Below are 21,318 nucleotides of genomic sequence, written 5' to 3' on the forward strand. Positions count from 1 at the left end.
TGGACATGGGCGCCTGGTCCAGGCTGAAGGGCGCGTTCACCCGCGACGCGCAGATCACTTCCGCAGAGGATCTGCTCACGCGGTCTCGTGAGGGGCGCACCAACAGGGTGCACGTCACCAACGACACGGCCCTGCGGAACGCCGCGGTGTGGGCGTGCCTGCGCCTGCGCGCCGACCTGATGTCGTCCTTCCCGATCGACGTCTACCGGTACGTCAACGGGATCCAGGTGGAGGTGCCCAAGCCTCCCGTCCTGGTCGCCCCGGGCGGCATCGAGGTCGGCATCAAGGAGTGGGTCTACTCCACGGAGTTCGACCTGGACCGGGGCGGCAACTGCTTCGGGATCATCACCGAGCGGACCGGGGTCATCGGCCCGGACGGGCGGGGCCTGCCCGGGCGTATCGACCTGGTGGAGCTCGGTGCGGTCACGGTCCGCGGCAAGGGTTCGACGATCACCAAGTTCGTCATCCACGGCAAGGAGTACGAGCCGTGGGAGGTCTGGCACGAGAAGCAGTACACCGTGGCGGGCATGCCGCTGGGCCTGTCGCCTGTGGCCTACGCGGCGTGGACGATCGAGGAGACGTTGTCGGCGCAGCAGTTCGCGCGTGACTGGTTCGCCGGCGGGGCCGTGCCGCTGGCCGAGCTGAAGAACACCGCCAAGACCGTCGACAAGGACGCCGCCCGGGTGGCGCGCGAGAACTTCCGCGCTGCGGTCGACAGCTCCGGCCTGTTCGTCCACGGACTGGACTGGGAGTACAAGCCGATCCAGGCCGTGGCGTCGCAGTCCTCGTTCCTGGAGGCCCGCCAGTACGGGGCCTCGGACATCGCCCGGTTCTTCGGCTGCCCCGGCGACCTGATCGACGTGGCGGTGTCGGGCAGCAGCATCACCTACGCGTCCATGACGCAGCGCAACCTGCAGTTCCTCATCATGAATCTGGGGCCGGCGGTGGGCCGCCGCGAGGACGCGTTCAGCCGCAAGCTGGTGTCCGGCCCGCGGTTCGTGAAGCTCAACACGGACGCGCTGCTGCGCATGGACCCCGAGGCCCGTGCCCGCACGATCGGGCAGCGCATCACCAACCGGACGCTCGCTCCGTCTGAGGCCCGGGCGCTGGACAATCTGCCGCCCTTCACCGAGGACCAGCTCGCCGAGTTCGACCGGCTCTTCGGCTCGCGGTCCGTCCCTGCGCAACCCACGACCGTCGTACCGGGAGCTACGCCATGACCACACCCGCGCTCGCGGCTGCAGCGGCCGAACGGGCACAGCACACCACCGCGCGCCGCGACCGCCCCTCGCAGCGGCGCAGCGCCGAGCAGACCGGGTCCCGCGCCGCTGTGCGCGCCCGGCTGTCCGGCGTGCAGCTGCGCGAGGCTGACGGGGGCGGTGGCAGCCTGGAGTTCCTCGGGCACGCCACCGTGTACGAGCAGGCCTACGAGATGTGGGACATGTTCGGCCCGTACACCGAGATCGTCTCCGAGGGAGCGGGCGCCGACTCGCTGGCTCGCGCCGACCTCGACGTCCCACTCGTTCTCGGGCACGACCAGCTGAGGCGTCTGGCCCGCACCACCACCGGCACGCTGTTCCTGGTCGAGGACGCGAACGGCCTGTCGGTCCGCGCGCCCGCCCTGGACCCGGCGGACTACGACGTCGCGTACATCGCGCCGAAGCTGCGCACCGGCCTGGTCGATGAGATGTCGTTCGCGTTCCGTATCGAGTCGGGCCAGTGGTCCCCGGACTACACCGAGTACCGGATCAACCGCTACGACATCCACCGCGGCGACGTCGCGATCGTCGGCTACGGCGCGAACCCCCACACCGGCGCAGCGCTGCGGCAGCCCGCAGCTGCGCCGGTGTCGAGTCGGGCCCGCGCGCTGCTGGAGATCGCGCTCGCGCGCTGACCCTGATCTTCCCGCCGTCCGGCGGGAGTTCTGCCCTGCGCTCTGCGCGCACGAGACCACCCGGCGCCACGGCCTCGGGTGGCCGTCTGTCTGGACCTGGGCGCCCTGGCAATTTCGACTGAGAGGACCGACGAGATGACTCTCGCCGAGCTGATCGCCCAGGCGCGCACCGCGCTGGACACGGCGATCGCTGCACGACAGCAGGAGCAGGACGCGCTGATGGCGCTGCGCTCCGACGAGAACCTGACCGAGGAAGCGGTCGCCGCGCGGGTCGCCACCCGCGACGCGGCGGACGCCGAGGTCACCCGCCGCCAGGAGGCGCTTGACCAGTTGGAGGCGGAGCAGGCCCGCGAGGACGAGATCGCGGCCCTGTCCGCTCGCACCGTCCCGGGCGCCTCCCGGGCCCCGGCGTATGACCAGGTTGCCCGAGTCGGGCAGGAGGAGCGGACCTACCGGCCCGACCAGGACCGGCGCGGGGCGGCTTTCCAGTTCGACGTCCGGGCGGCGTTCCTCGGCGACTACGAGGCGCAGGCCCGTCTGGCCCGGCACATGCAGGAGGAGCGCGCCGAGCGCGGGCAGCAGATCCGTGCGGTGGGGACCGGCGCGTTCGCCGGGCTGGTCATCCCGCAGTACCTCACCGACATGTACGCGCCGCTGGCCCGGGCGAACCGGCCGTTCGCGGACGCGTGCCGACGGCACACGCTGCCTCCCACGGGCATGACGGTGGAGATCTCCCGGATCACCACCGGGTCCAGCGTCGACAACCAGGCGAACCAGAACGACGCGGTCGCCGAGCAGGACATGGACGACACGGCGCTGTCCATCCCGGTCCGCACCGCGGCGGGCCAGCAGACCGCGTCCCGCCAGTCCATCGAGCGGGGCGCCGGCGTCGAGGACGTCATCCTCGACGACCTGTTCCGCGCCTACGGCAGCCGCCTCGACAACACCATCCTGAACGTGGCGTCGGTGGGCCTGACGAACGTGGCCACGTCCGTGGCCTACACGGACGCCACACCGACCACGGCTGAGCTGTACCCCAAGGTCATCGAAGGGCTGTCGGGCGTCGAGGCCGCGCTGCTGGACCAGGCGTCCGGCGACAACCTCGCCGTCATGCACTCCCGGCGCTGGTACTGGATGCAGAACGCCATGGGCAGTTCGTACCCGCTGATCACTCAGCCGGGTGTCGTGGCGCAGACCCTCGGCGCGAACTACGCCGAGGCCTACGGGCGCGGCGTGCGCGGCATCCTGCCCAACGGCACCCCGGTCATCGTCGACAACAACATCGCGACGAACCTCGGGGCCGGTACCAACGAGGACGAGATCTACCTCGTGGACCGGCAGGAGTGCCACCTGTGGGAGGACCCCGACGCCCCGGTCTACATCCGCGCCGAGCAGCCCAAGGCCGCCAACCTCGGCGTCCTGATGGTGGTGTACGGCTACTACGCCTTCACCTTCCAGCGTCAGCCGCACGCCCGGAAGATCGCGGGCACCGGCCTCATCACGCCGACGTTCACCGGCGTCTGATCCCACTCTCGCGCAGGGCCCGCCTCGACTCCGGCGGGCCCTGCGCGTTCGACCCCACGGCAGGAGCGAAGCAATGACCGACGAATCGCAGACCGAGGACCCGATGGTCGCCGCCCTCCTGCGGGAGCGCGAGGGCTACGTGCAGCGCGGCATGGACGACCGGGTCGCCCAGGTCGACGAACAGCTCAAGCTGCGCGGCCACCAGGCGCCGGCCGCGGTGAAGTCGGAGGAGTCGAGTCGGTCGACGCCGCCGAAGCAGCGTCGCCAGCGCGGCACCGAGACGACCTGACGTGGCCAACGAATACGGCAACCTGGCTACGCTGCGGCGGCGGGTAGGGCTGGAGGCCAGCGACACCAGCCAGGACGCGGACCTGATGAGTGCGCTGTCCGCCTCGTCCCGCAGCATCGACAAGACGTGCGGGCGCCGCTTCTGGCTGGACCCTGCTCCGGTCGCGCGCGTCTACCGCCCGAGCGGGCGCGTGGTGCGCGAGCCGGACGGGGATCTGTTCCTGGTCGACGACATCGGCAGCGTCTCTGGGCTGGTCGTCGAGACTGGCCCGGCCGCTGGTCCGTGGACTGCTGTCACCGGGTACGAGACGACGCCGGACAACGCGCTCGCCGACGGCAAGCCGGTCACCGGGCTGCTCCTGCCGAACGGCACCTGGTCGCGCGGAAGCACCAGCCGTGTACGAGTCACCACCCGCTTCGGCTGGCCAGCCGAACCGCCCGACATCACCGAGGCCTCGTACCTCCTGGCCTCCCGCCTCTACAAGCGGAAGAACTCGCCGGAGGGCGTGCTGGGTTCGGCCGAGTGGGGCGTGGTCCGGCTGTCCCGCCGGGACCCCGACGTGTGGAACCTGCTCGAACCGTTCATCCTTCCCGGCTTCGGATAGGAGGCACTGTGCAGATCTCCCCCATCCGGTACGCCATCGCGGACGCGGCCCGCACCGTGGTCCTGCCCGACGGCACGGGGAAGCTGACGTGCACCGGCTACGTGCCTGACTCGGTCGCCGCCCCGTGCTTCTTCGTGGCCGAGGTCGAGGTCACCTACGACAAGGCCATGGGCCGCAAGCTCGATGAGCTGCTGTTCACCTGCCGGGCCCTGGTCGGCCGGGCGGACGACCGGACCTCGCAGAAGATTCTCGACGGTCTTCTTTCGGGCTCCGGTCCGGCCTCGCTCAAGGCGGCGATCGAGGTCGCGCGGGGGGCGCCCGGCGAGATGGCTCTGGGCGGTCTCGCCGACGACCTCCACCTGCAACGCGTGCAGGGCTACCGCTGGTACGAGCACGAGGGCACCACCTACGTCGGCGCCGAACTGGTCATCAAGGTCATCGGACCGGGAGACATCTGATGAAGATCCGCATCACCCAGCAACAGCCCGCCGGCGCCATGCTCGACGGGGTGCCGTGGCCGGACGAGGGCGAGGAGATCGACCTGCCCACGGCGCAGGCCGCGCACCTCGTCGCGTCCGGTGTCGCCGAGGAAGTCACCGCCCCCGAGCCGAAGCCGAAGCGGCGTACCAAGTCGCAGGACGAGGGGGGCGGGTGACGTGGCGACGATCCTGACCAACGTCCGGTGCTTCGCCGTCGGCGTCGACCTGACTGGCGTCAGCAACAAGGTCGAGATCTCGGCGGAGGTCGAGTCCAAGGACCGCACGAACTACGCCTCGAACGGCTGGAAGGAGACCATCGGCGGCCTCGCCTCGGCGGAGATCTCCGGCGAGGGGCAGTGGGAGGCGGGAGACCCATCCAAGGTCGACGACGCCTCGTGGTCGCAGCTCGGCGGAGTCGGCCCCTGGTCGATCAGCGCGAACAACGCGGCCACCGTCGGCAGCCTGGCCTACCTCACCAACGCCCTGCGCTCCGACTACAAGCTGGGCGACGCCGTCGGCGAGGTCGCCCCGTGGACCGGCACCGCCAAGTCGGCGTGGCCGGTGGCGCGCGGGCAGTTCGCTCACCCGCCCGGCACCGCCCGCACCGCGACCGGCACAGGCACAGGCCTGGAGCTGGGGGCGGTCGCGGCGGGCAAGCGGCTGTACGCCAGCCTGCACGTGCTGTCGGTGGCGGGCACCACGCCGTCCATCACGGCGCGCGTTGAGTCGTCCGTGGACAACACGTTCGCCGCGCCCACCACCCGGCTCACGTTCGCCGCGGCGACGGCGGTGGGCGGGCAGATCCTGCGCACCGACGGCACCGCGATCACGGATACGTGGTGGCGCATGGCGTGGACGATCTCCGGTACCGCGCCGTCCTTCATGTTCGTGGACGCGCTCGGCATCCAGTAGCCGGCCCACCTTCCCGGCCCGCGCGCGGGCCCTTCGTCATGCCCTGAAAGGAGGGCCCGTCATGCCCACCATGGTCCTGCTCGCCGAGTACCTGTCCATCAACGCCAACGTCGTGAGCGAGCACACCCGCAAGGCCGAACTCACGGTCGAGGTCGAAGAGAAGGACGTCACGACCTACACCAGTCTCGGCTGGAAGGTCGTGCTGGGCGGCCTCAAGTCCGGTGAGCTGGGGTGCGAGTTCCTCCAGGACTTCGCCGCCACCAAGCTCGACTCGATCATGTGGCCGCTGCTTGGCCAGGTCGTCCCCTTCGAGGTGCGCGCCGACCAGGCCGCGGTCGGCACGTCCAACCCGAAGTACACCGGGAACATCCTGATCAACGGCTGGTCGCCGCTGACCGGGTCGATCGGTGACGAGGCCACCGTCAGCCAGGGCTTCCCGACCTCGGGGGCCGTGGTCCGGGCGACCGCCTGATGGCCGGCAGCGGCCGCGGCTCCAACGGATCGCTCAACCTGCGGCTCACGCCGCAGAACCTGCGGAACATCTCCAACGCGCTACGCGCCGAGGAGGACGGTAAGGAGCTGCGGCGTGAGCTGACCCGCAACATGCGAGAGGCTCTCAAGCCCGGTGCCGTCAGGGCGAAGAGCAGCATCATGTCGATGGGCTCCGCGACCCCGCACGACGGCCCGGCGCTGAAGTCGTCGATCGCCCGGAAGATCCGCCCCGAGGTACGCATCTCCGGCAAGTTCCCCGGCGCGAAGATCAAGGCCTTCAAGACGAAGAACCTGCGGAACTTCCCCAACGCGCCCAAGCGCACCAACCGCGCGTCCGGCTGGCGGCACCCGGTCTACGGCAACCGCGAGCAGTGGGTGCAGCAGCACGGCAAGACGAAGTGGTTCGACCACGCCTTCGAGGGCCAGCGCAACACCTACGAGCACGCCGTGAAGTCGGCCCTGGCCGACATGGTCAACCGGATCGCGTCGCGGTCCACCTGAACTCCCCCGCAAAGGCGGTCACCTTGAAGGTCACATACTCCCCGGAAGACGGCGACACGCAGGTCTTCGACTACAACCCGAACAAGCTGATGTCGGCCGAGCGCGAGGCGCTGGAGAAGCGCACCGGCATGGCCTTCGGCACCTTCGCCATGGGCGTGCTGCGGGGCAACTCGCTATGCCGGCGGGCGCTGCTGCACGTCCTGCTCAAGCGGCAGCACCCCACGACCCGCTACGAGGACGTCGACTTCCTGTGGGACGAACTCACCGTCGAGATGACCAAGGGTGAGATCGACCTCGCGGTGGCCCGGCTGCAGGAGAAGGGCGGCGACGAGGCCATGATCGAGGGCATGCTCCAGCAGCGCGACACGGCGCCGGACGACGAGGGAAAAGCCCGGCTGCCCTTCGCCGTCTGAGGCAGCTCGGCAACGCCGCCCACCTGCTCGGCATCCAGGCCTGGCAGTGGGACCTGCTCACGGTCGAGCAGGAGGACCACTACCTCAAATGGCTTGAGGACTACGAGCAGCAGATGCAGCAGATCGCTGCCAAGGCCAAGCGGTAGAGAGGGGGCCTCGTGTCGGACACCAGTCTCGTGTTCGCCCTGTCTGCCCGGAACGACACGGGCGAGGGCATGCGCGATGCGCGGGAGACCGTGCAGGACGAGTCGGAGGCGATGGCGGCCGACGTCGAGCAGAGCGGCGCCACGGCGGGCGCCGGGTTCGGCGAGACGCTGAAGGCCGGCGTCGCCACCGCCATGGTCGCCGTCGGCGCCGTCGTGGCCGCGGGGTTCGCCGAGGCGCTGGACCAGTCCCGGCTCTCCAGCAAGCTGGCCGCACAGCTCGGCGTCGGTCCGGCCGAGGCCGCGGAGCTGTCGAAGGTGTCGGCGAGCGTCTACGAGGACGCGTGGGGTGACTCCGTCGAGACCGTCAACATGGCGATCCGCGGTGTCTACCAGAACATCGGCGACACCTCGCAGGCGGAGGGCGGCCTGGAGGGGCTGACCACCAAGGCGCTGGCACTGGCCGAGACGTTCGACCAGGAGGTCGGCCCGACCACCGCAGCGGCCGGGCAGCTCATCAAGACGGGTCTGGCCAAGGACGCCGACGAGGCGTTCGACATCATCACCGCTGGTATGCAGAGGGGCGCCAACCGGGCGGACGACTTCCTCGACACCCTCATCGGGGGCGCCGACAACCTGCAGACGTTTGGTTTCACCGGCGAGCAGGCCACCGGTCTGATCGTGCAGGGCATGGAGGCGGGCGCGGAGTCCGCCGACAGTGTGATCGGCCTGTTCGAGGAACTCGTGGGCAACGTGTCCGCCGGCGGCGACGACCTCGCCCAGACCTTCGAGGACCTGCACCTGGACGCGGCGCAGATGACCACCGATCTGACCTCCGGCGGCCCGGCGGCGAACAAGGCCCTGGATGAGCTGCTGGACTCCATCCGCAACCTGAAGGACCCGATCAAGCAGGACGCCATCGTGGCCGCGCTGTTCGGCGAAGAGGGCGCGGCCATGCAGAACACGCTGATGGCCATCGATCCCTCGCATGCCGTGCAGGCCCTCGGTGAGGTCGAGGGGGCGACAGAGAAGGTCGCCAAGACGATGAGCGAAAGTCCCGCCCACGCGGTGGAGTCCTTCAAGCGGGGCATGCAGCAGAACCTCGTGGACTTCCTCGGCGGCACCGTGATCCCCGGCGTCATCGACTTCAAGGCCGAGTTCCAGGACGTGTTCGGCAGTATCTGGGAGGAGGCCGGTAAGGGCGGCGCCACGGGGGCCGACCGGATCGTGAACTTCTTCCAGACGCTGGGGCAGCGGCTGGTGGAGAAGGCGGTCGAGTTGGCGCCGAAGGCGGTCGAGGCGCTGGTCAGCTTCGGCCAGAAGATGGCCGACTACGCCATGTCCAACCCCGCGCAAGTCTTCAAGATCGCTGTGATTGCCGGGGCCCTGGTCATGGCGCTGGTCGCGCTGCCGCTGCTCGTCGCCACGGCGCTCGGCGCGACCGCGTTCCTGGTGATGGCCGGGTTCGTCTCCAAGCTGGTGACCGGCCTGGTCGAGAACGTGCCCCAGTGGTGGGACGCCTTCACCGGCTGGGTCAGCAGCAAGGCGGGCGAGGCGGGCGAAACCTTCACCGTGCTGGGCCTGGCCATCGGGACCTGGTTCGGCGGGCTGTGGAGCCGGTACATCTCCGGGCCGGTCGGCCGCCAGTGGGACTCCTGGACCGGCACCGTGCAGGCGCTGCCGGGCCGGGCGGTGACCGCTCTGTCCTCCCTCGGCAGCAGACTTGCGAGCTCGGCCAGCGGCGGGTGGCAGCGCTTCAAGGATGCATCCGCGACCAAGGCCACAGAGTTCATCGGCTGGGTGGGACGGCTCCCGGGCCGGACCGTCGCCGCGGTCGGCAACACCGGCAGCCTGCTCTACAGCAAGGGCCGCGACGTGGTAACCGGCCTGTGGAACGGCATCTCCTCACTCGGCGGCTGGCTCTGGGATCAGGTCGGCGATTTCGTCACCGACAACGTGGTCGGCGCCGCCACCTCCTTCCTGGACATCGGCTCCCCCTCGAAGCTGATGGCCGACGCGGTCGGCCACTGGCTGCCACCGGGAATCGCCGAGGGCGCCGAGGACAACCGCGGCGTGCTGGACGACACGATGCGCAGCCTGGTCGACCCCGACCTGGCGATGCCCGCCAAGCCCGCCGCCGGTACGGGCGTGGCCCCGCTCGCCGCGTCCGCCGCCGGGCAGACCACCGTCCGCATCGTCGTCGACGGCAACGACGCTCTCACCAAGGTCATCCGCGCCATCGTCGTCGACGTCGGCGGCGGCAACGTCCAGGCGGCGTTCGGCACCCCGTAAGGAGGATGATCGGTCGTGGTGTTCCCTCAGACCCCGCTCGTCGTCGTCATCTCGCTGTTCCTGGGCGGCACGTGGGTGGACATCACCGCCGACGTCTACAACCGCGACCGCATCGCGATCGTGTGGGGCCGCCAGGACTGGGCATCGACCGCCGACCCGACGCGCTGCCCGCTCACCCTGAACAACGGGCACAGCGTGGCGGCGCCCGGGATCCTCGGCCGGTACTCCCGGCGCAACCCCCGCAGTGATCTCTTCGGGCTGCTGGGCCTGAGCACGCTGGTGGCCATCGACCTCACCACCCCGGCCGGTACGGTCGTCGGCCGGTTCGAGGGCTACATCACCAGCTGGCCCACGAAGTGGGACCTGTCCGGGAACGACGTGCACACCACCGTCACCGCGACCGGCATCAAGCGCCGCCTGATCCAGGGCACCAAGGCGCTGAAGGACGCGCTGCGCCGCCACATCTCCACCCAGGCGCCGATCCGGTACTGGCCGCTCACCGACGGCGAGCGGGCCCGCGAGGGGTCCGAAGTCGCCGTCGGCGGGCAGCCGGTCCGGGCCATCGGCAGCGCCGGCTCCTTCTACCAGGGGCAGCCCGACTGGGGGAAGGGATCGCTGGCGCCGTGGCTAGAGCCGTCGGTGCAGCTGCCCGCGAACACCGAAGGCACCCTGACCGTGAAGGTTCCGCCGGTGGTGCTGACGGGGTGGACGGCCGACCACTACCGGTCCGGGCCCGGCAGCACGCCGGACGACTTCACCATCTTCGACACCGGCGCCGGCACCGACGCCGACCCCCTCGTCGGCTGGATCATCGAGTCCAACCGCACCGCCAACACCCTCGTGCTGTCTGTGCTGTCGGCGGGCGAGACGACCTCGTCTCTCGCCATCCTCACCACGGTCGCCAGCCCGGGGATCTTCGACGAGTCCCTGCACATGATCCGCCTGACCACGGCGGCCAACGGCTCCTCGACCAACTGGACGCTCGTCATCGACGGCGTGACGGCCGCCAGCGGTACCTACGCGATCCCCCATCGGGCCGTGGCCCGCTTCCGCTACCGGTGGGGCGCCTTCGCCTCCCTGGCCGACCCGATGACGATCGGGCACATCACCTACTGGGGCACCGACGCCCCCAGGGCCGTCGACACCTGGAGGGCCGCAGGCGGCTACGACCGCGAACTCGCGGGGCGGCGGATCGAGCGGCTGTGCGCGGAGCAGGGCGTGCCGCTGATGGTGAACGGCAACCTGGATCAGACCCTCGCCATGGGCCCGCAGAAACCGGGGGCGTTCCTCGACCTGGTGCAGTCTGCGGTCGACGTCGACGGCGGCGTGGTCTACGAGTCCCGGGACACCGCGGGCCTGGCCTACCGGACCAGACGGTCGAAGTACAACCAGGGGGTGTGAGCGATGCCGTTCGATGTGTCGTCTGTGTGGACCGGCGCGACCACCGACACCAGCGCGGTCGTCAAGGCCCGGCTCACGTCGGCCACCGCCAGCACGCTCCTGGTCGCCGACAACGAGGCCATGACCGGCGCGGTGACGCTCGGCCCCACCGCTCCTGGCGCCGACAACGTCATCGTGTGGAACGTCACCGGCCTCGACCCGGGCACCCGGTACTGGGTCGTCGTCAACGACGGCGCCCTGAACGTCTCCTACAAGGCGCACTTCCTCACCCACCCCGCGCCGGCCGGTGAGCGCTGCTCGTACATCTTCGGGGCGGCCGGCGACGCGGGCCTGACCGGCGACGGCTACGACGGCTACATCGCCAGCGGCGTGTCCAACTCCCCGGTGTTCGACACCATGCGCGTCCAGGCCGCCGCCGAGCAGTGGCTGTGGTTCTCCCACCTGGGGGACCTGCACTACAAGAACATCGCCACCAACGACCCGGCCCTGTTCCGCACCGCCTACTTCGAGAACATGAACTTCGGCGGCTTCATCAGCCCGGCTGCCCGGCAGTCACAGTTCTTCCGCTCGGTCGCCTCGACCTATGTGTGGGACGACCACGACTTCGGGGCCAACAACAGCAACCGCACCAGCGCGTCCAACGCGGCCGCCAACACGGTCTACCGCGAGTGGGTGCCGCACTACACCCTCCCTTCCGCATCCGCGATCTACCAGAGCTGGATGGTCGGCCGTGTCCTCTACATCGCCTCCGACGTCCGCTCCGCACGCGACCCGAACAGCGACCCGACCACCCCCGCCAAGACGCTGCTCGGCACCGCTCAGAAGACGTGGATGGAAAACCTCCTGTCCACCGCCCGCGACGACGGCGCCGAGGCCCTGGTGTGGCAGACACCGTCGCGCTGGGTCGGCGGCGAGGACACCTGGTCCGAATTTCTGTACGAGCGGGCCGAGATGGTGCAGATGTTCGGTGACCTCGGCTGGCTCGACCGCATGGCCCTGATGACCGCCGACATGCACGCCCTGTCGATCTGCTCCGGCCCGCGCAACCCGCACGGCCGCTTCCCGATGTTCATGTTCGCGGGCATGGACGCCGGGGCCTGGTCGACGTCAGAGACCGACTACGACATCGGCTCCGTCTCCGGCCGCCGCCAGTACGGCACCATGCGCGTCCAGGACAACGGCCACACGATCGCCCTGACCGGGACCGGATACCGCGACGGCACCGTGATGATGAGTCACACCGCCTACCTCCAGGCCAGCAGCCGCGTGTTCGCCCTGGACTACGCCGCCGGCCACATCTCGGATCCGTTCGAGCCGACCGACGACGACCAGAAGCTGCGCAACGAGATCACGGCCAGGAGGACGGACGGCGGCGAGTACACGTACTCCAAGCTGGAGGGTCCGCAGAACGTCAACGACCCGGCCGAGGACGCGGACGGCGTGGGCGTCTACGACGAGGGCATCGAGGTGAACGTCGCCACCGATGCCCAGCTGCCCGACCAGGCCTCCTGGCGGGTCTTCCTGTCGACCGTCGACGAGGACCGCTACCCCATGGTGCGCGTCGACCTGGCCGCCAACCCCGATCTCGCCGAGGACCTGACGGGCCTGACCCTCGGCGACCGGGTCACCATCGCCAACCCGCCCGACTGGCTCGCGCCCGGGACGATCGAGCTGATCGCCGAGGGCGGCACCGAGCCGATCGGCCACCCCAACGACTGGGACATGCGGCTCAACGCCAGCCCCGGCACCCCGTGGCTGGTGGCGCAGACCACCGCGAGCGCAGCGAGCGCGGGCCCGGACCAGCCCAACCGATGCGACACCAGCGGCAGCCACCTGGTGAACGCCGTCGACGACAACGACACCGAGCTGCTCGTCCACACCCCGGCCAACGGGATGTTCGACCGCGCGCCGTGGATCATCTCGGCGGGTCTGGCCGACGCCCCCAACCTCAAGGCCACCCAGTTCCCGGTCGACCTGAAGCTGGGCGGCGAGGTAGTCCGCGCCACCGCCCTGGCCCCGTTCGCCTACGACTCCTACACCCGCACTGTCGGCGCGGGATCCTGGGGGACCTCGGACGGCGGGCAGGCGTGGACCCTGGTCGCCGGCACGGCGTCGGAACGCAGCGTGGACGGATCACGCGGCTTGGTCAGCCTGCCGTCCACACCGGCGACCATCCGCCTGCAGACCCTGCCGGGCAGCATCGCGGACTGCGAGATCCGGGCCCGGCTGTCCGTCAGCCAGGTCGCCACCGGCGACAGCATCGTCCCGGGGATCCTTATGCGGTACACGGGCACCAACGACTTCTACCGGGCCCGGATCCACTTCGGGCTCTCAGGTGCTCTGTCCGTCTCCGTCACCCGCGGCAGCACCCAGATCGGCAGCACGGTGGCGCTGCCCCACACCTACACCGCGGGCCAGGAGTTCGAGCTCCGGGCCCGCCTGATCGGGCACCGGATCCTGGCCCGCGTGTGGCGCACCGGCACCGCCGAGCCGCCCGCATGGCACTGCGACCAGACCGTCACCAGCAGCCCAATCGCCACCGGGCAGATCGGATGCACCGCCTCGGCGTTCTCCGGCAACACCAACGTCTCCCCGGTGTGCCGCTTCGACCGGTTCGAAGTCATCACCCCGCAGCGGGCCACCGTCACCCGCAGCATCAACACCATCGAGAAGTCGCACGCGGCCGACACCTCGGTCTCGCTCGCCCGGCCCGCACCCGTCGCCCTGTAGGAGGCATGAGTGTCCATCCCTCAGTGGTTCGCGGGTCAGATCCTGCTCGCGGACGACCTGAACGCCCGGCACCCCAAGCTCGTGCAGCAGGAGAACGACCAGGTGGTGACGTCGTCGACCACGGTCATCAACACCGAGATCACGTTCACGCCGGAGCCGAACGCGACCTACATGTACTGGCTCTGGCTCAGCTACTCGGCAACCGTCAACAACGGCATCCGCTGGAGCTGGCTCGCCGCCGGAGCCACCTTCTGTTCGTTCACCCAGTCCATCTCCAACCCAGGCGCCGGCACCACCGTCAACTCGCCTCAGTCGGTGAACTTCCGCCGGCCCGCGAACACGACGGGCAGGTTGGCGGGCGGCTCGGACTCGACGTCCCCGCCAGCCGGTTTCCACAGCGCCTACGACAGCGGCACCTTCACCACGGACGGCACGAACAGCACGGTGACGATGCAGTTCGCACAGGCCACGTCCCACGCCAACCAGGCGATCCTTCGCGGCGGCAACCAGACCCGGATGGTCTACATCCGCATCGGCTGACCCCGCCCACCCACACCGCCCCGAGCCCACTGGCCGGGGCGTTTCTCATACCTGGAGGCCCGATGGCGCCACCCATGACTCCTGCCAAGTTCGCTGCGGTGCTGCGCGCCGAGGGCGTGACCGTCGTCGAGGTCGGCGACTGGGAGGACCACAACCGCAACCACGTCGGCCCGTGGGGGCCCGTGCACGGCGTGATGATCCACCACACGGTGACGTCGGGCTCGGCCCGCACGGTGGAGATCTGCCGCAAGGGCTACACCGGCCTGCCCGGCCCGCTGTGCCACGGCGTCATCACCAAGGACGGCCGCGTGCACCTTGTCGGCTACGGCCGAGCCAACCACGCCGGCCTTGGCGACGACGACGTCCTGCGGGCCGTCACCGACGAGACTGTCCTGCCCGCCGACAACGAGGCGAACACCGACGGCAACCGGCACTTCTACGGCTTCGAGTGCGAGAACCTCGGCGACGGCAAAGACCCCTGGCCGGAGGCGCAGCTCCAAGCGATCGAGCGCGTGTCGGCGGCGATCTGCCGCCACCACGGCTGGAACCAGCGCTCTGTCATCGGCCACCTGGAGTGGCAGCCCGGGAAGGTCGACCCCCGCGGCTTCAGCATGGCGTCGATGCGCGGCCGGATCGCCGAGCGGCTGAAGCCGACCGCGACGTACACCGTGCGCGCGGGCGACACCCTGTGGTCGATCGCCGCCTCGAAGCTGGGCGACGGAAACCGGTGGCGCGAGATCGCCGACCTCAACGCCCTGAAGAACCCCGACGACATCTCGCCGGGCCAGACCCTGAAGCTCCCCAAGAAGTGAGGTAGCACCATGGCATCTCCCTCCGCCCCCATCGAGAAGAAGGTCAAGCTCGCGACCGCACTCACCTACCTGGTGGGCGTCGCCGGTCTCGCGATCGTCGGCGCCGTCACCGACGACCCGTCGATCATCAGCAGCATGCCGGACGCGCTGGAGCCGTTCGTCCTCGCGATGCTGCCCGCGGCCGCCGCGGCGATCGGCGGCTGGGCCGCGCCGCACACCCCGCGCTCGGACGCCTGACTGATCGGAGCCGCACGTGGCCGACCCGACGACCGGTGAAGTAGTCCGCCGCCTGGACGACGTCCGCCAGGACCTGAAGGAGGACATTCACGGAGTCGTCGGGCTCGTCAACCAGAAGGTCGACGCGGAGATCCTCCGCCTCGGCCAGCAGGCCCAGGACGAGCGACACACTGCCCTCGTCGGCCGGGTGGCGAAGCTGGAGCAGCAGGTCGAGGAGAAGGACCGGCAGCGGCAGACGGACCGCCGCTTGATCTTCTTCAGCCTCGTCGTCCCTGTGCTGCTCCTGGCGATCCAGCTGTACAACGCCAACAAGGGAGGCTCGTGACGTGAGTGCGCACAGAGTGCCCCGCCGCGATCCGGTCGCCCTGCTGCTGGGCGGGCTGCTGGCCCTGCTGGTGGCGTACATCTGGTGGCAGACCTCCCAGCTGGCGCACGATCTGCGCACGGCGAACGAGGCCCGGGACGCGCTCGCTTCGCAGGTGCAGCAGCTCGGGGGGAAACCTGTCGCTGGGCCCCCGGGTTCCCGGGGCGAGCCGGGCGCCTCGGTGACCGGCCCGCCTGGTCCCTCTGGTCCACCTGGACCGCAAGGCCCGTCAGGGGTGAGCGCCACGGGCAAGCCTGGGGAAGACGGCGAGGACGGCACCCCTGGGGCCGCCGGACAGCCGGGGGAACCGGGACAGGACGGCGAGTCCGTGACCGGCCCGGCAGGACCGCCAGGACCCCAAGGCGAGCCGGGACCCGCCGGACCCGCAGGCGAGCCCGGGGAAGACGGAAGCGACGGAGAGGACGGGCAGACCTGCCCGGACGGCTACACCCTCCAGGCGCCGGCCAACGACCCCGACGCTCTCATCTGCCGCCGCGACGGCGCCCCACCACCCGACGAGCCTGGCAACGGCAACAACCCGCTCGCCGCCCTCGATCCCACCCGCCGCCAGTACCCATAGCCCCACGACATCGCCCCCTGCCTCGGCCTCAGCGGCCGCGGCAGGGGGCGCTTCGTCATGCCCGGGGTCAGTGCAGTGCTTCGATGGCCTTCAGGATCAGGGCGCGCGCATCGGCCCCGTACACGGCCATCCCGCGCAGCTGCTCGAACGCCTTCAGGTACAGGGCAACCTCGGAGGGCTGAGTGATGTTGACCTGGGCAGAGAGCAGCTCGACGGACACAAGGTTGTCGTCGTAGACGTGAAACAGCTCCTGCGGCCACAGGGCGCGTTGCGGGGCGGAGCTGGGGATGATGCCCAGCGACACGGACGGAAGGGCCCCGGCGGTCAGCAGGTATCCGAGCTGAGCCGCCATGGTGTCCTGGTCTCCCAGCTGGTAGCGGAGGACGCCCTCCTCAATGACCAGGACGAACCGGCGCCCAGGTTCGTGGATCACCTTGGACCGCTCGACGCGGGCCGCCGCGGCGGCCTTCGCGTCGTCCGGGATGCCGAGGAGATGCGCGTTGCTACTGAGCAGGGCGCGGCTGTAGCCCTCCGTCTGGAGAAGCCCGGGGACGAGGGTGGGCGAGTAGATCCGGAACAAGCTCGTCGAGCGGAACAGCTGCACGTAGCTGTCCTGGAGCTGCCTCAGGCCCATCCGGGTGCGTCGCCGCCATTCCGTATACATGGACTCCGCGTTGAGCGATGCTGCGATCAGATCCGCAGCGCGCTCGGGGGTCCGGCAGGCCTGGCACCAGCGGCGGATGTCGGTGGGCGAGGGTGGCGTCTTGGCGTTCTCGATGCGGGATGTCTTGGCGTGGTGCCAGTCGCACCGGCGGGCCAGCTCGACGACCGTCAGGCCGGCGTCCTTGCGGATCGCGCGGAGCTGGCCGGCCACGCTTTCGCGAGCGGCCTGGGCCGAGGACGACGGAGAGATGGGCATGAGCTGGCCTGTCCGGTGCTTCCTGTCAGTGGATCTCGTACTGGTCGTGGGGGATGGCGCGTTCCCAGACCGCTTCGAAGGCGTCGGCGCACTGCTTGACGAGGTCGGGTTCGGTGCGCAGCTCGCGCAGTGGGACCGCCCAGTCACCGTCGCCGGTGAAGTGGTTGAACAGGACCCTGGCGCCGTCGAAGATCCACAGATCGCAGGCGGGTAGCAGGAGGTCGACCGCCTGCCTGCGCGGCAGCCACCGGACCTGTTCACCGGCGAACACGTTGACGCTGGCGCCCGCGTGCTCGTACCGGATGTACTCGGTGACTGGCTCGGACACGACCCGGGCCCGGCGCACGGTCACGCCGCGAGCGGTGGCTCGCTGAATCAGGTCGACCCACGGCGCCCAGTAGGCGGAGTCGGGGTCGGCGTCGCGCTGGCCGGTGGCCTTCCAGTGCTGGAAGTCGTCCGCCTCGTCGCCGACGCCGTAGCTGTCGCGCATCTCCAGGTGGACCGCCGAGTGCTGGGCGGCCTCCAGAAGGTCGTTAAAGGGCAGCTCGTTCTGCGGCATCGCAGGCCTCCCTCAGAAGTGGGACGAGGTGGACGGGGATCCTGATCACGGTCTCGTGGTCGGGGATCCCCTTGTCGTGGCCGGGTGCGGTGTTCTGCACGCACTGCTCCCGGGTGTCGTCGTCGGCGGTGTAGCTCTGGAGCACGATGTCTGCGTTGTCGGTGTCGACCCATGCCGTGGGCGACCCGCTCTGTCCGGTCTCTGGGTCGATGCCGATGAACTGTAAGGCCATGGCTGCCCTCACTCGTCGGTGTGTGCGCTGATGTGCACCAACATCGCGGTACGGCTCAACGAGGTCAAGACCGCGATCCGGCCATGCCCCTGGCAGAGCAGCTGTGCGCACATCGGTGCACAGTGCTGGCGTCTGCGCGGATCGCGCTTCTAGCGTCGGGAGGTACGAGAAGACCCCGGCGAGGTGTCAGCCTCCCGGGGCGCGGCCAACGCTGTTGAGGAGCGCCGACGTGACCACTTCTACCACCCGCACGGGCGGAACACCCGCCCCGGCCGAACTCGCCCTCCAGTTGCGGACGGAGACGAGCCTGTGAGCCGCCAGCAGAGCATTCAGGAGCTGCCGGTCACCCTCGGCCTCCCGCTCGAAGACCCGGTTCCGCCGGCGGACTGCGGGGTGTGCGCGGCGCTGGTCGTGCAGCGGTCCGAGGCCCGGGCCCGGGACGACCGGTCGAGGGCGTCGGACCTCAACATCGAGATCCGCAACCACCACCAGCCGGGCCAGAAGCGGAGGCGGTGACCGTGGCCGCCGACCAGGACACCGAGGCCGGGACGTCGTTCGCCTGGTGCTCGTGGCACGAGGACTACAGCCGCAGCGCCCGGCTCGTACGGGTCCCCGACGATCAGGGCTCCGGCCCCGGAACCCCAGGGCTGTTCGCCTGCGCCTCATGCCGCCACGCCTACGACCTGGTCCCGCTCGCCGACCAGCCGCTGTGACCGCCGTGGGGAAGACCCCCGAGTGCGAGCACGGAATGCACCAGTACTGCGACGGCCCCGGGGACATCTACCGGGAGGGCGCCCCTGACTGGGAGGCGCCCATCATGACGATCCACTGCGGGTGCTCGTGCCACTCGCGTAAGCGGTGAGCCACCGCTCGCCCCTGCGCCCGTCGGTTCCTAGGGGCGGGCGGTCCCAGGCCCCGGCCGGTGATGCGTGTCCCGGCCGGGGCCGCTTTTCGCCCTCACCTTCGATTCGAAGGCGATCACATGGCGGGGCATCGGCGCGCGGAAAGCAGCAGGTCAAGGGGGGTCTATTGCCGCCTCTTGAGCCTTCCCCCAGGAAATCCTTTTAGAGGTGTTACAGAATCTTATTGGGGTTCCCTGTCCCGGTCCCGCCGCTGACGACGTACGACAATCGGGAGCGGATCAGCGCCCGCAGGACGCGGTCGCCGCCGGGCGGCACCGTGCCCGCCGCCACCAGTTCGGCGAGGGTGAAGGCGCGGGGCCGGACGACCCTCAGGGACAGACAGGTGGAACCGACGGCGACCGGCGGGAGCACCGCGTGGAGCCGGGTGCCGTCCGGGAGCCGGGCGTCCACCCACGGTCGGGCGTCGTCCAGTCGGCGCCCGGCGACTGCCGCCAGGCGCTGCGCGAGCCGCCGTACGGCCGCCGCGTCCGGGAAGGAGACCCCGGTGAGCTCCAGGCCGCCGCCCCGGTCCACCCACACCCGGTCCGGCGCCGACACCAGCACATCGGTGACCGAGGGATCGGCGAGCAGCGGCTCCAAAGGTCCGCTTCCCACCAGCTCCGACCGCAGCCGCTCGGCCGCTCCGAGCACCTCGGCGTCCCCGAGCACCCGCCCCCGCTCGCGCAGCGCCTGCGCCACGCGCGCGGGCGTCGGCTCGGCCCCGCTCTCGACGAGCCACTGCCGTACGCCGTCCAGCAGACCGTCGTCGGACATCCCGTTCATACGGCCTCGCCCCCGATCGCACGCTGCCCGCGAGGTCCCGCTTCCCGTGACTCTGCGCCGCCCGGCACCCGGTTCACGCCGCCTCACCCCGGACCGCGGCGCGCTCCCAGAAGCCCTCGCAGAATCGCGCGAGCGGTCCGCGTGTGATGCCTCCCGGTGGTGTGCCGCCGTCGGGCAGCCCGGCCTCGGTGGGCACCTCGCCCGCGAGCGGCAGCCCGAGGAGGCGGGCGACCTCGTGGTCGTCGAGACCGGGGGCGTACGGGCCGCGGACCGCCACACGGAGGTCGCGGAGGACCATGCCGAAGGCAGAGGCGACCCGGGAGGCGGCCGCGACGGCACGCAGCTCGGCCGGGACGACCAGGAGCCCCATGTCCAGTTGCGCGAGGGCTTCGGCGACGCCCTCGTCGATACGGCGCGGCAGGTCGACGACGACCGCGCCGCCACGCCGCCGGCCCGCGGCGAGCACCGCGCGGACGGCCTGGGGCGGGATGGCCACGGCGTCGCCCCGGTCCCAGCTGAGGACGCGCAGGGCGTGCAACTCGGGCAGCGACTCCTCCAGCGCGCCGCCGCCGACGCGGCCGCGTGAGGCGGCGAAGGCCGGCCAGCGCAGTCCGTCGGCGCTCTCGCCGCCGAGGAGCACGTCCAGGCCGCCACCGAGCGGATCGGCGTCAACGAGGAGGGTGCGGGTGCCCTGCCGCGCGGAGGTGACGGCGAGGGCACAGGCCAGCGTGGACGCACCGGCGCCGCCCCGTCCGCCGACGACGCCGACGGTGAGCGCCGGCCTGCCGACGCCTTCCGCCACGTCGGCGATCCGGTCGACGAGCCACTGCTCTCCGTCCGGCAGCATCAGGACGTGGTCGGCGCCGATCTCGACGGCCCGCTGCCAGACCCCGGAGTCGTCCTGGTCCTTGCCGACGAGCACCACTCCCCGTCTGCGCGCGGCCCCCCGCAGCCGCCGCGCCGCGTCGTTCCCGACGAGCACGAGCGGCGCCGTCTCCCACCGGCCCCGGCTCTCCGGCACCCCGTGGTGGACCTCCGGCCGGGCGCCCGCGGCCGCGCACAGGCGCAGCAGGTCGTCCAGCAGTTCCACGTCCTCGGTGACGATCAACGGCCTGCCCTGCCGCCCCTCGGCGGCGGACGGCCGGTCGTCCGTGATGGTTCCCGCCACGTTCTCCAACCCCCTTCGCTGCGTGAACGCGGCCGCCCGGAGTTCCGGAGGCCGTGTTCAACTCCTGTGTGAGGCACCGGAGATCGGCCGCCGCTGAGGCGGTCGGCGGAATCCGGCGCTACGCATCCGCGAAACGGAACGACCTCCAACTCGCCGCCGTCGGGACGCGCTGGAATCACGGTGCAGCGGTCCGGGAAATCGTGTGGATCTTGGTCGATAACTGTGGACAACCCGGCCCTTGTGAATATCGCCGTCACCCGAACAGGCGACTCCGGTACGACTTCCACAGCGCATCCCGACGGCTACGGACGGTGACGGATCCTGTGGAAGGGCAGAGGAAAGCCCACGAGGGCACGAGAGCGCCTCGCGGGCCGGGGGGAAGAGAGAAATGCGTCCGGACATGCGACGACCCCCACCGGGGGGGAGAGTGGGGGTCGTCTCCACGGCCGACTCGGGGGGGGAGGAGCCGGACCGGGTTAGCACGGTCGCGAACGATCCGTGACTTCCATGGTGTACCCGAGAGGCCTCTCAGGCAAACCCACGCGCCC

At 70.6% G+C, this 21,318-nt stretch carries 25 protein-coding genes and 1 pseudogene; 21 read left to right on the forward strand and 5 right to left on the reverse strand.

Going from position 1 to position 21,318, the window contains the following annotated elements:
* Positions 1-5 precede the first annotated feature (5 nt).
* The 19 genes from PUR53_RS32485 to PUR53_RS32575 all read left to right on the forward strand — a co-directional run bounded on the left by PUR53_RS32485 (position 6) and on the right by PUR53_RS32575 (position 16,207).
* A complete protein-coding gene (locus tag PUR53_RS32485; protein ID WP_329910610.1) occupies positions 6-1,220 on the forward strand; it encodes a phage portal protein in 1,215 nt (404 codons plus the stop codon).
* Positions 1,217-1,894, forward strand: a complete 678-nt coding sequence (locus tag PUR53_RS32490; RefSeq protein ID WP_329910611.1) for an HK97 family phage prohead protease — start codon at positions 1,217-1,219, stop codon at positions 1,892-1,894. The genes PUR53_RS32485 and PUR53_RS32490 overlap by 4 nt, the downstream gene beginning before the upstream one ends.
* A 135-nt stretch (positions 1,895-2,029) precedes the next feature.
* Positions 2,030-3,418, forward strand: coding sequence for a phage major capsid protein (locus tag PUR53_RS32495; RefSeq protein WP_329910612.1), 1,389 nt, complete (start codon positions 2,030-2,032; stop codon positions 3,416-3,418).
* Between the two features lie 73 nt (positions 3,419-3,491).
* Positions 3,492-3,707: a hypothetical protein gene (locus PUR53_RS32500; protein ID WP_329910614.1), complete on the forward strand. Its 216-nt coding sequence runs from the start codon at positions 3,492-3,494 to the stop codon at positions 3,705-3,707.
* A 1-nt stretch (position 3,708) separates the two neighbouring features.
* Complete coding sequence (locus PUR53_RS32505; RefSeq protein WP_329910615.1) at positions 3,709-4,311, forward strand: phage gp6-like head-tail connector protein; 603 nt, start codon at positions 3,709-3,711, stop codon at positions 4,309-4,311.
* A gap of 8 nt (positions 4,312-4,319) precedes the next feature.
* Positions 4,320-4,769, forward strand: coding sequence for a hypothetical protein (locus PUR53_RS32510; RefSeq protein ID WP_329910616.1), 450 nt, complete (start codon positions 4,320-4,322; stop codon positions 4,767-4,769).
* Positions 4,769-4,966, forward strand: a complete 198-nt coding sequence (locus tag PUR53_RS32515) for a hypothetical protein (RefSeq protein ID WP_329910618.1) — start codon at positions 4,769-4,771, stop codon at positions 4,964-4,966. The genes PUR53_RS32510 and PUR53_RS32515 overlap by 1 nt, the downstream gene beginning before the upstream one ends.
* A gap of 1 nt (position 4,967) precedes the next feature.
* Positions 4,968-5,702: a hypothetical protein gene (locus PUR53_RS32520; protein WP_329910619.1), complete on the forward strand. Its 735-nt coding sequence runs from the start codon at positions 4,968-4,970 to the stop codon at positions 5,700-5,702.
* A 61-nt stretch (positions 5,703-5,763) separates the two neighbouring features.
* Positions 5,764-6,174, forward strand: a complete 411-nt coding sequence (locus PUR53_RS32525; protein WP_329910621.1) for a hypothetical protein — start codon at positions 5,764-5,766, stop codon at positions 6,172-6,174.
* A complete protein-coding gene (locus PUR53_RS32530; protein ID WP_329910622.1) occupies positions 6,174-6,695 on the forward strand; it encodes a hypothetical protein in 522 nt (173 codons plus the stop codon). Before PUR53_RS32525 ends, PUR53_RS32530 begins: the two co-directional genes overlap by 1 nt.
* A gap of 23 nt (positions 6,696-6,718) precedes the next feature.
* Entirely contained in the window at positions 6,719-7,108 is a 390-nt protein-coding gene (locus PUR53_RS32535) for a hypothetical protein (RefSeq protein WP_329910624.1), read from the forward strand.
* Between the two features lie 158 nt (positions 7,109-7,266).
* Positions 7,267-9,543, forward strand: coding sequence for a phage tail tape measure protein (locus PUR53_RS32540; protein WP_329910625.1), 2,277 nt, complete (start codon positions 7,267-7,269; stop codon positions 9,541-9,543).
* Positions 9,544-9,558: 15 nt separating this feature from the next.
* A complete protein-coding gene (locus tag PUR53_RS32545; protein ID WP_329910626.1) occupies positions 9,559-10,944 on the forward strand; it encodes a hypothetical protein in 1,386 nt (461 codons plus the stop codon).
* Positions 10,945-10,947: 3 nt separating this feature from the next.
* Positions 10,948-13,674: an alkaline phosphatase D family protein gene (locus tag PUR53_RS32550; RefSeq protein ID WP_329910627.1), complete on the forward strand. Its 2,727-nt coding sequence runs from the start codon at positions 10,948-10,950 to the stop codon at positions 13,672-13,674.
* 9 nt (positions 13,675-13,683) lie between these two features.
* Positions 13,684-14,214 (forward strand): hypothetical protein, encoded by a 531-nt coding sequence (locus PUR53_RS32555; RefSeq protein WP_329910629.1) that lies wholly within the window; start codon positions 13,684-13,686, stop codon positions 14,212-14,214.
* Between the two features lie 74 nt (positions 14,215-14,288).
* Positions 14,289-15,026: a LysM peptidoglycan-binding domain-containing protein gene (locus tag PUR53_RS32560; RefSeq protein ID WP_329910630.1), complete on the forward strand. Its 738-nt coding sequence runs from the start codon at positions 14,289-14,291 to the stop codon at positions 15,024-15,026.
* 9 nt (positions 15,027-15,035) lie between these two features.
* A complete protein-coding gene (locus tag PUR53_RS32565; protein WP_329910631.1) occupies positions 15,036-15,263 on the forward strand; it encodes a holin in 228 nt (75 codons plus the stop codon).
* Positions 15,264-15,279: 16 nt separating this feature from the next.
* Positions 15,280-15,588, forward strand: coding sequence for a hypothetical protein (locus tag PUR53_RS32570; protein ID WP_329910632.1), 309 nt, complete (start codon positions 15,280-15,282; stop codon positions 15,586-15,588).
* Position 15,589: 1 nt separating this feature from the next.
* Entirely contained in the window at positions 15,590-16,207 is a 618-nt protein-coding gene (locus tag PUR53_RS32575; RefSeq protein ID WP_329910634.1) for a collagen-like protein, read from the forward strand.
* 67 nt (positions 16,208-16,274) lie between these two features.
* Here the strand turns inward: PUR53_RS32575 and PUR53_RS32580 are convergent, their stop codons facing one another.
* Genes PUR53_RS32580 through PUR53_RS32590 form a run of 3 tightly spaced genes read right to left on the reverse strand, consistent with a single transcriptional unit; the run spans position 16,275 to position 17,917 of the window.
* On the reverse strand, positions 16,275-17,126 hold the full coding sequence (locus PUR53_RS32580; protein WP_329910635.1) for a helix-turn-helix domain-containing protein: 852 nt from the start codon (positions 17,124-17,126) through the stop codon (positions 16,275-16,277).
* Positions 17,127-17,151: 25 nt separating this feature from the next.
* Positions 17,152-17,685 carry a DUF6879 family protein gene (locus tag PUR53_RS32585; protein WP_319687061.1) on the reverse strand — a complete coding sequence of 178 codons (534 nt, stop codon included), beginning with the start codon at positions 17,683-17,685 and terminating at the stop codon, positions 17,152-17,154.
* Positions 17,660-17,917 carry a hypothetical protein gene (locus PUR53_RS32590; RefSeq protein ID WP_210525015.1) on the reverse strand — a complete coding sequence of 86 codons (258 nt, stop codon included), beginning with the start codon at positions 17,915-17,917 and terminating at the stop codon, positions 17,660-17,662. Before PUR53_RS32590 ends, PUR53_RS32585 begins: the two co-directional genes overlap by 26 nt.
* 309 nt (positions 17,918-18,226) lie before the next feature.
* On the opposite strand from PUR53_RS32590, the gene PUR53_RS32595 reads away from it, so the two are divergent.
* Together PUR53_RS32595 and PUR53_RS32600 are read left to right on the forward strand one after the other, a co-directional pair.
* A complete protein-coding gene (locus PUR53_RS32595) occupies positions 18,227-18,433 on the forward strand; it encodes a hypothetical protein (protein ID WP_329910638.1) in 207 nt (68 codons plus the stop codon).
* Between the two features lie 2 nt (positions 18,434-18,435).
* The gene (locus PUR53_RS32600) at positions 18,436-18,630 is read left to right on the forward strand and encodes a hypothetical protein (RefSeq protein WP_329910639.1); all 195 of its coding nucleotides are present in this window, start codon (positions 18,436-18,438) and stop codon (positions 18,628-18,630) included.
* Between the two features lie 381 nt (positions 18,631-19,011).
* On the opposite strand, the pseudogene PUR53_RS32605 reads toward PUR53_RS32600, so the two are convergent.
* A pseudogene (locus PUR53_RS32605) lies at positions 19,012-19,602 on the reverse strand (ATPase, T2SS/T4P/T4SS family); the annotation flags it as partial.
* 73 nt (positions 19,603-19,675) lie between these two features.
* Positions 19,676-20,770: a septum site-determining protein Ssd gene (gene ssd / locus PUR53_RS32610; protein ID WP_329899712.1), complete on the reverse strand. Its 1,095-nt coding sequence runs from the start codon at positions 20,768-20,770 to the stop codon at positions 19,676-19,678.
* Positions 20,771-21,318 lie beyond the last annotated feature (548 nt).

It is taken from the genome of Streptomyces sp. SP18BB07, from assembly GCF_036322545.1.
GTDB classification, from domain to species: domain Bacteria; phylum Actinomycetota; class Actinomycetes; order Streptomycetales; family Streptomycetaceae; genus Streptomyces; species Streptomyces deccanensis.

Coding starts and splice junctions, on each gene's coding strand:
- PUR53_RS32485 (WP_329910610.1), top strand. CDS start 6: ATGGGCGCCTGGTCCAGGCTGAAGGGCGCGTTCACCCGCGACGCGCAG.
- PUR53_RS32490 (WP_329910611.1), top strand. CDS start 1,217: ATGACCACACCCGCGCTCGCGGCTGCAGCGGCCGAACGGGCACAGCAC.
- PUR53_RS32495 (WP_329910612.1), top strand. CDS start 2,030: ATGACTCTCGCCGAGCTGATCGCCCAGGCGCGCACCGCGCTGGACACG.
- PUR53_RS32500 (WP_329910614.1), top strand. CDS start 3,492: ATGACCGACGAATCGCAGACCGAGGACCCGATGGTCGCCGCCCTCCTG.
- PUR53_RS32515 (WP_329910618.1), top strand. CDS start 4,769: ATGAAGATCCGCATCACCCAGCAACAGCCCGCCGGCGCCATGCTCGAC.
- PUR53_RS32525 (WP_329910621.1), top strand. CDS start 5,764: ATGCCCACCATGGTCCTGCTCGCCGAGTACCTGTCCATCAACGCCAAC.
- PUR53_RS32530 (WP_329910622.1), top strand. CDS start 6,174: ATGGCCGGCAGCGGCCGCGGCTCCAACGGATCGCTCAACCTGCGGCTC.
- PUR53_RS32550 (WP_329910627.1), top strand. CDS start 10,948: ATGCCGTTCGATGTGTCGTCTGTGTGGACCGGCGCGACCACCGACACC.
- PUR53_RS32560 (WP_329910630.1), top strand. CDS start 14,289: ATGACTCCTGCCAAGTTCGCTGCGGTGCTGCGCGCCGAGGGCGTGACC.
- PUR53_RS32565 (WP_329910631.1), top strand. CDS start 15,036: ATGGCATCTCCCTCCGCCCCCATCGAGAAGAAGGTCAAGCTCGCGACC.
- PUR53_RS32580 (WP_329910635.1), bottom strand. CDS start 17,126: ATGCCCATCTCTCCGTCGTCCTCGGCCCAGGCCGCTCGCGAAAGCGTG.
- PUR53_RS32585 (WP_319687061.1), bottom strand. CDS start 17,685: ATGCCGCAGAACGAGCTGCCCTTTAACGACCTTCTGGAGGCCGCCCAG.
- PUR53_RS32590 (WP_210525015.1), bottom strand. CDS start 17,917: ATGGCCTTACAGTTCATCGGCATCGACCCAGAGACCGGACAGAGCGGG.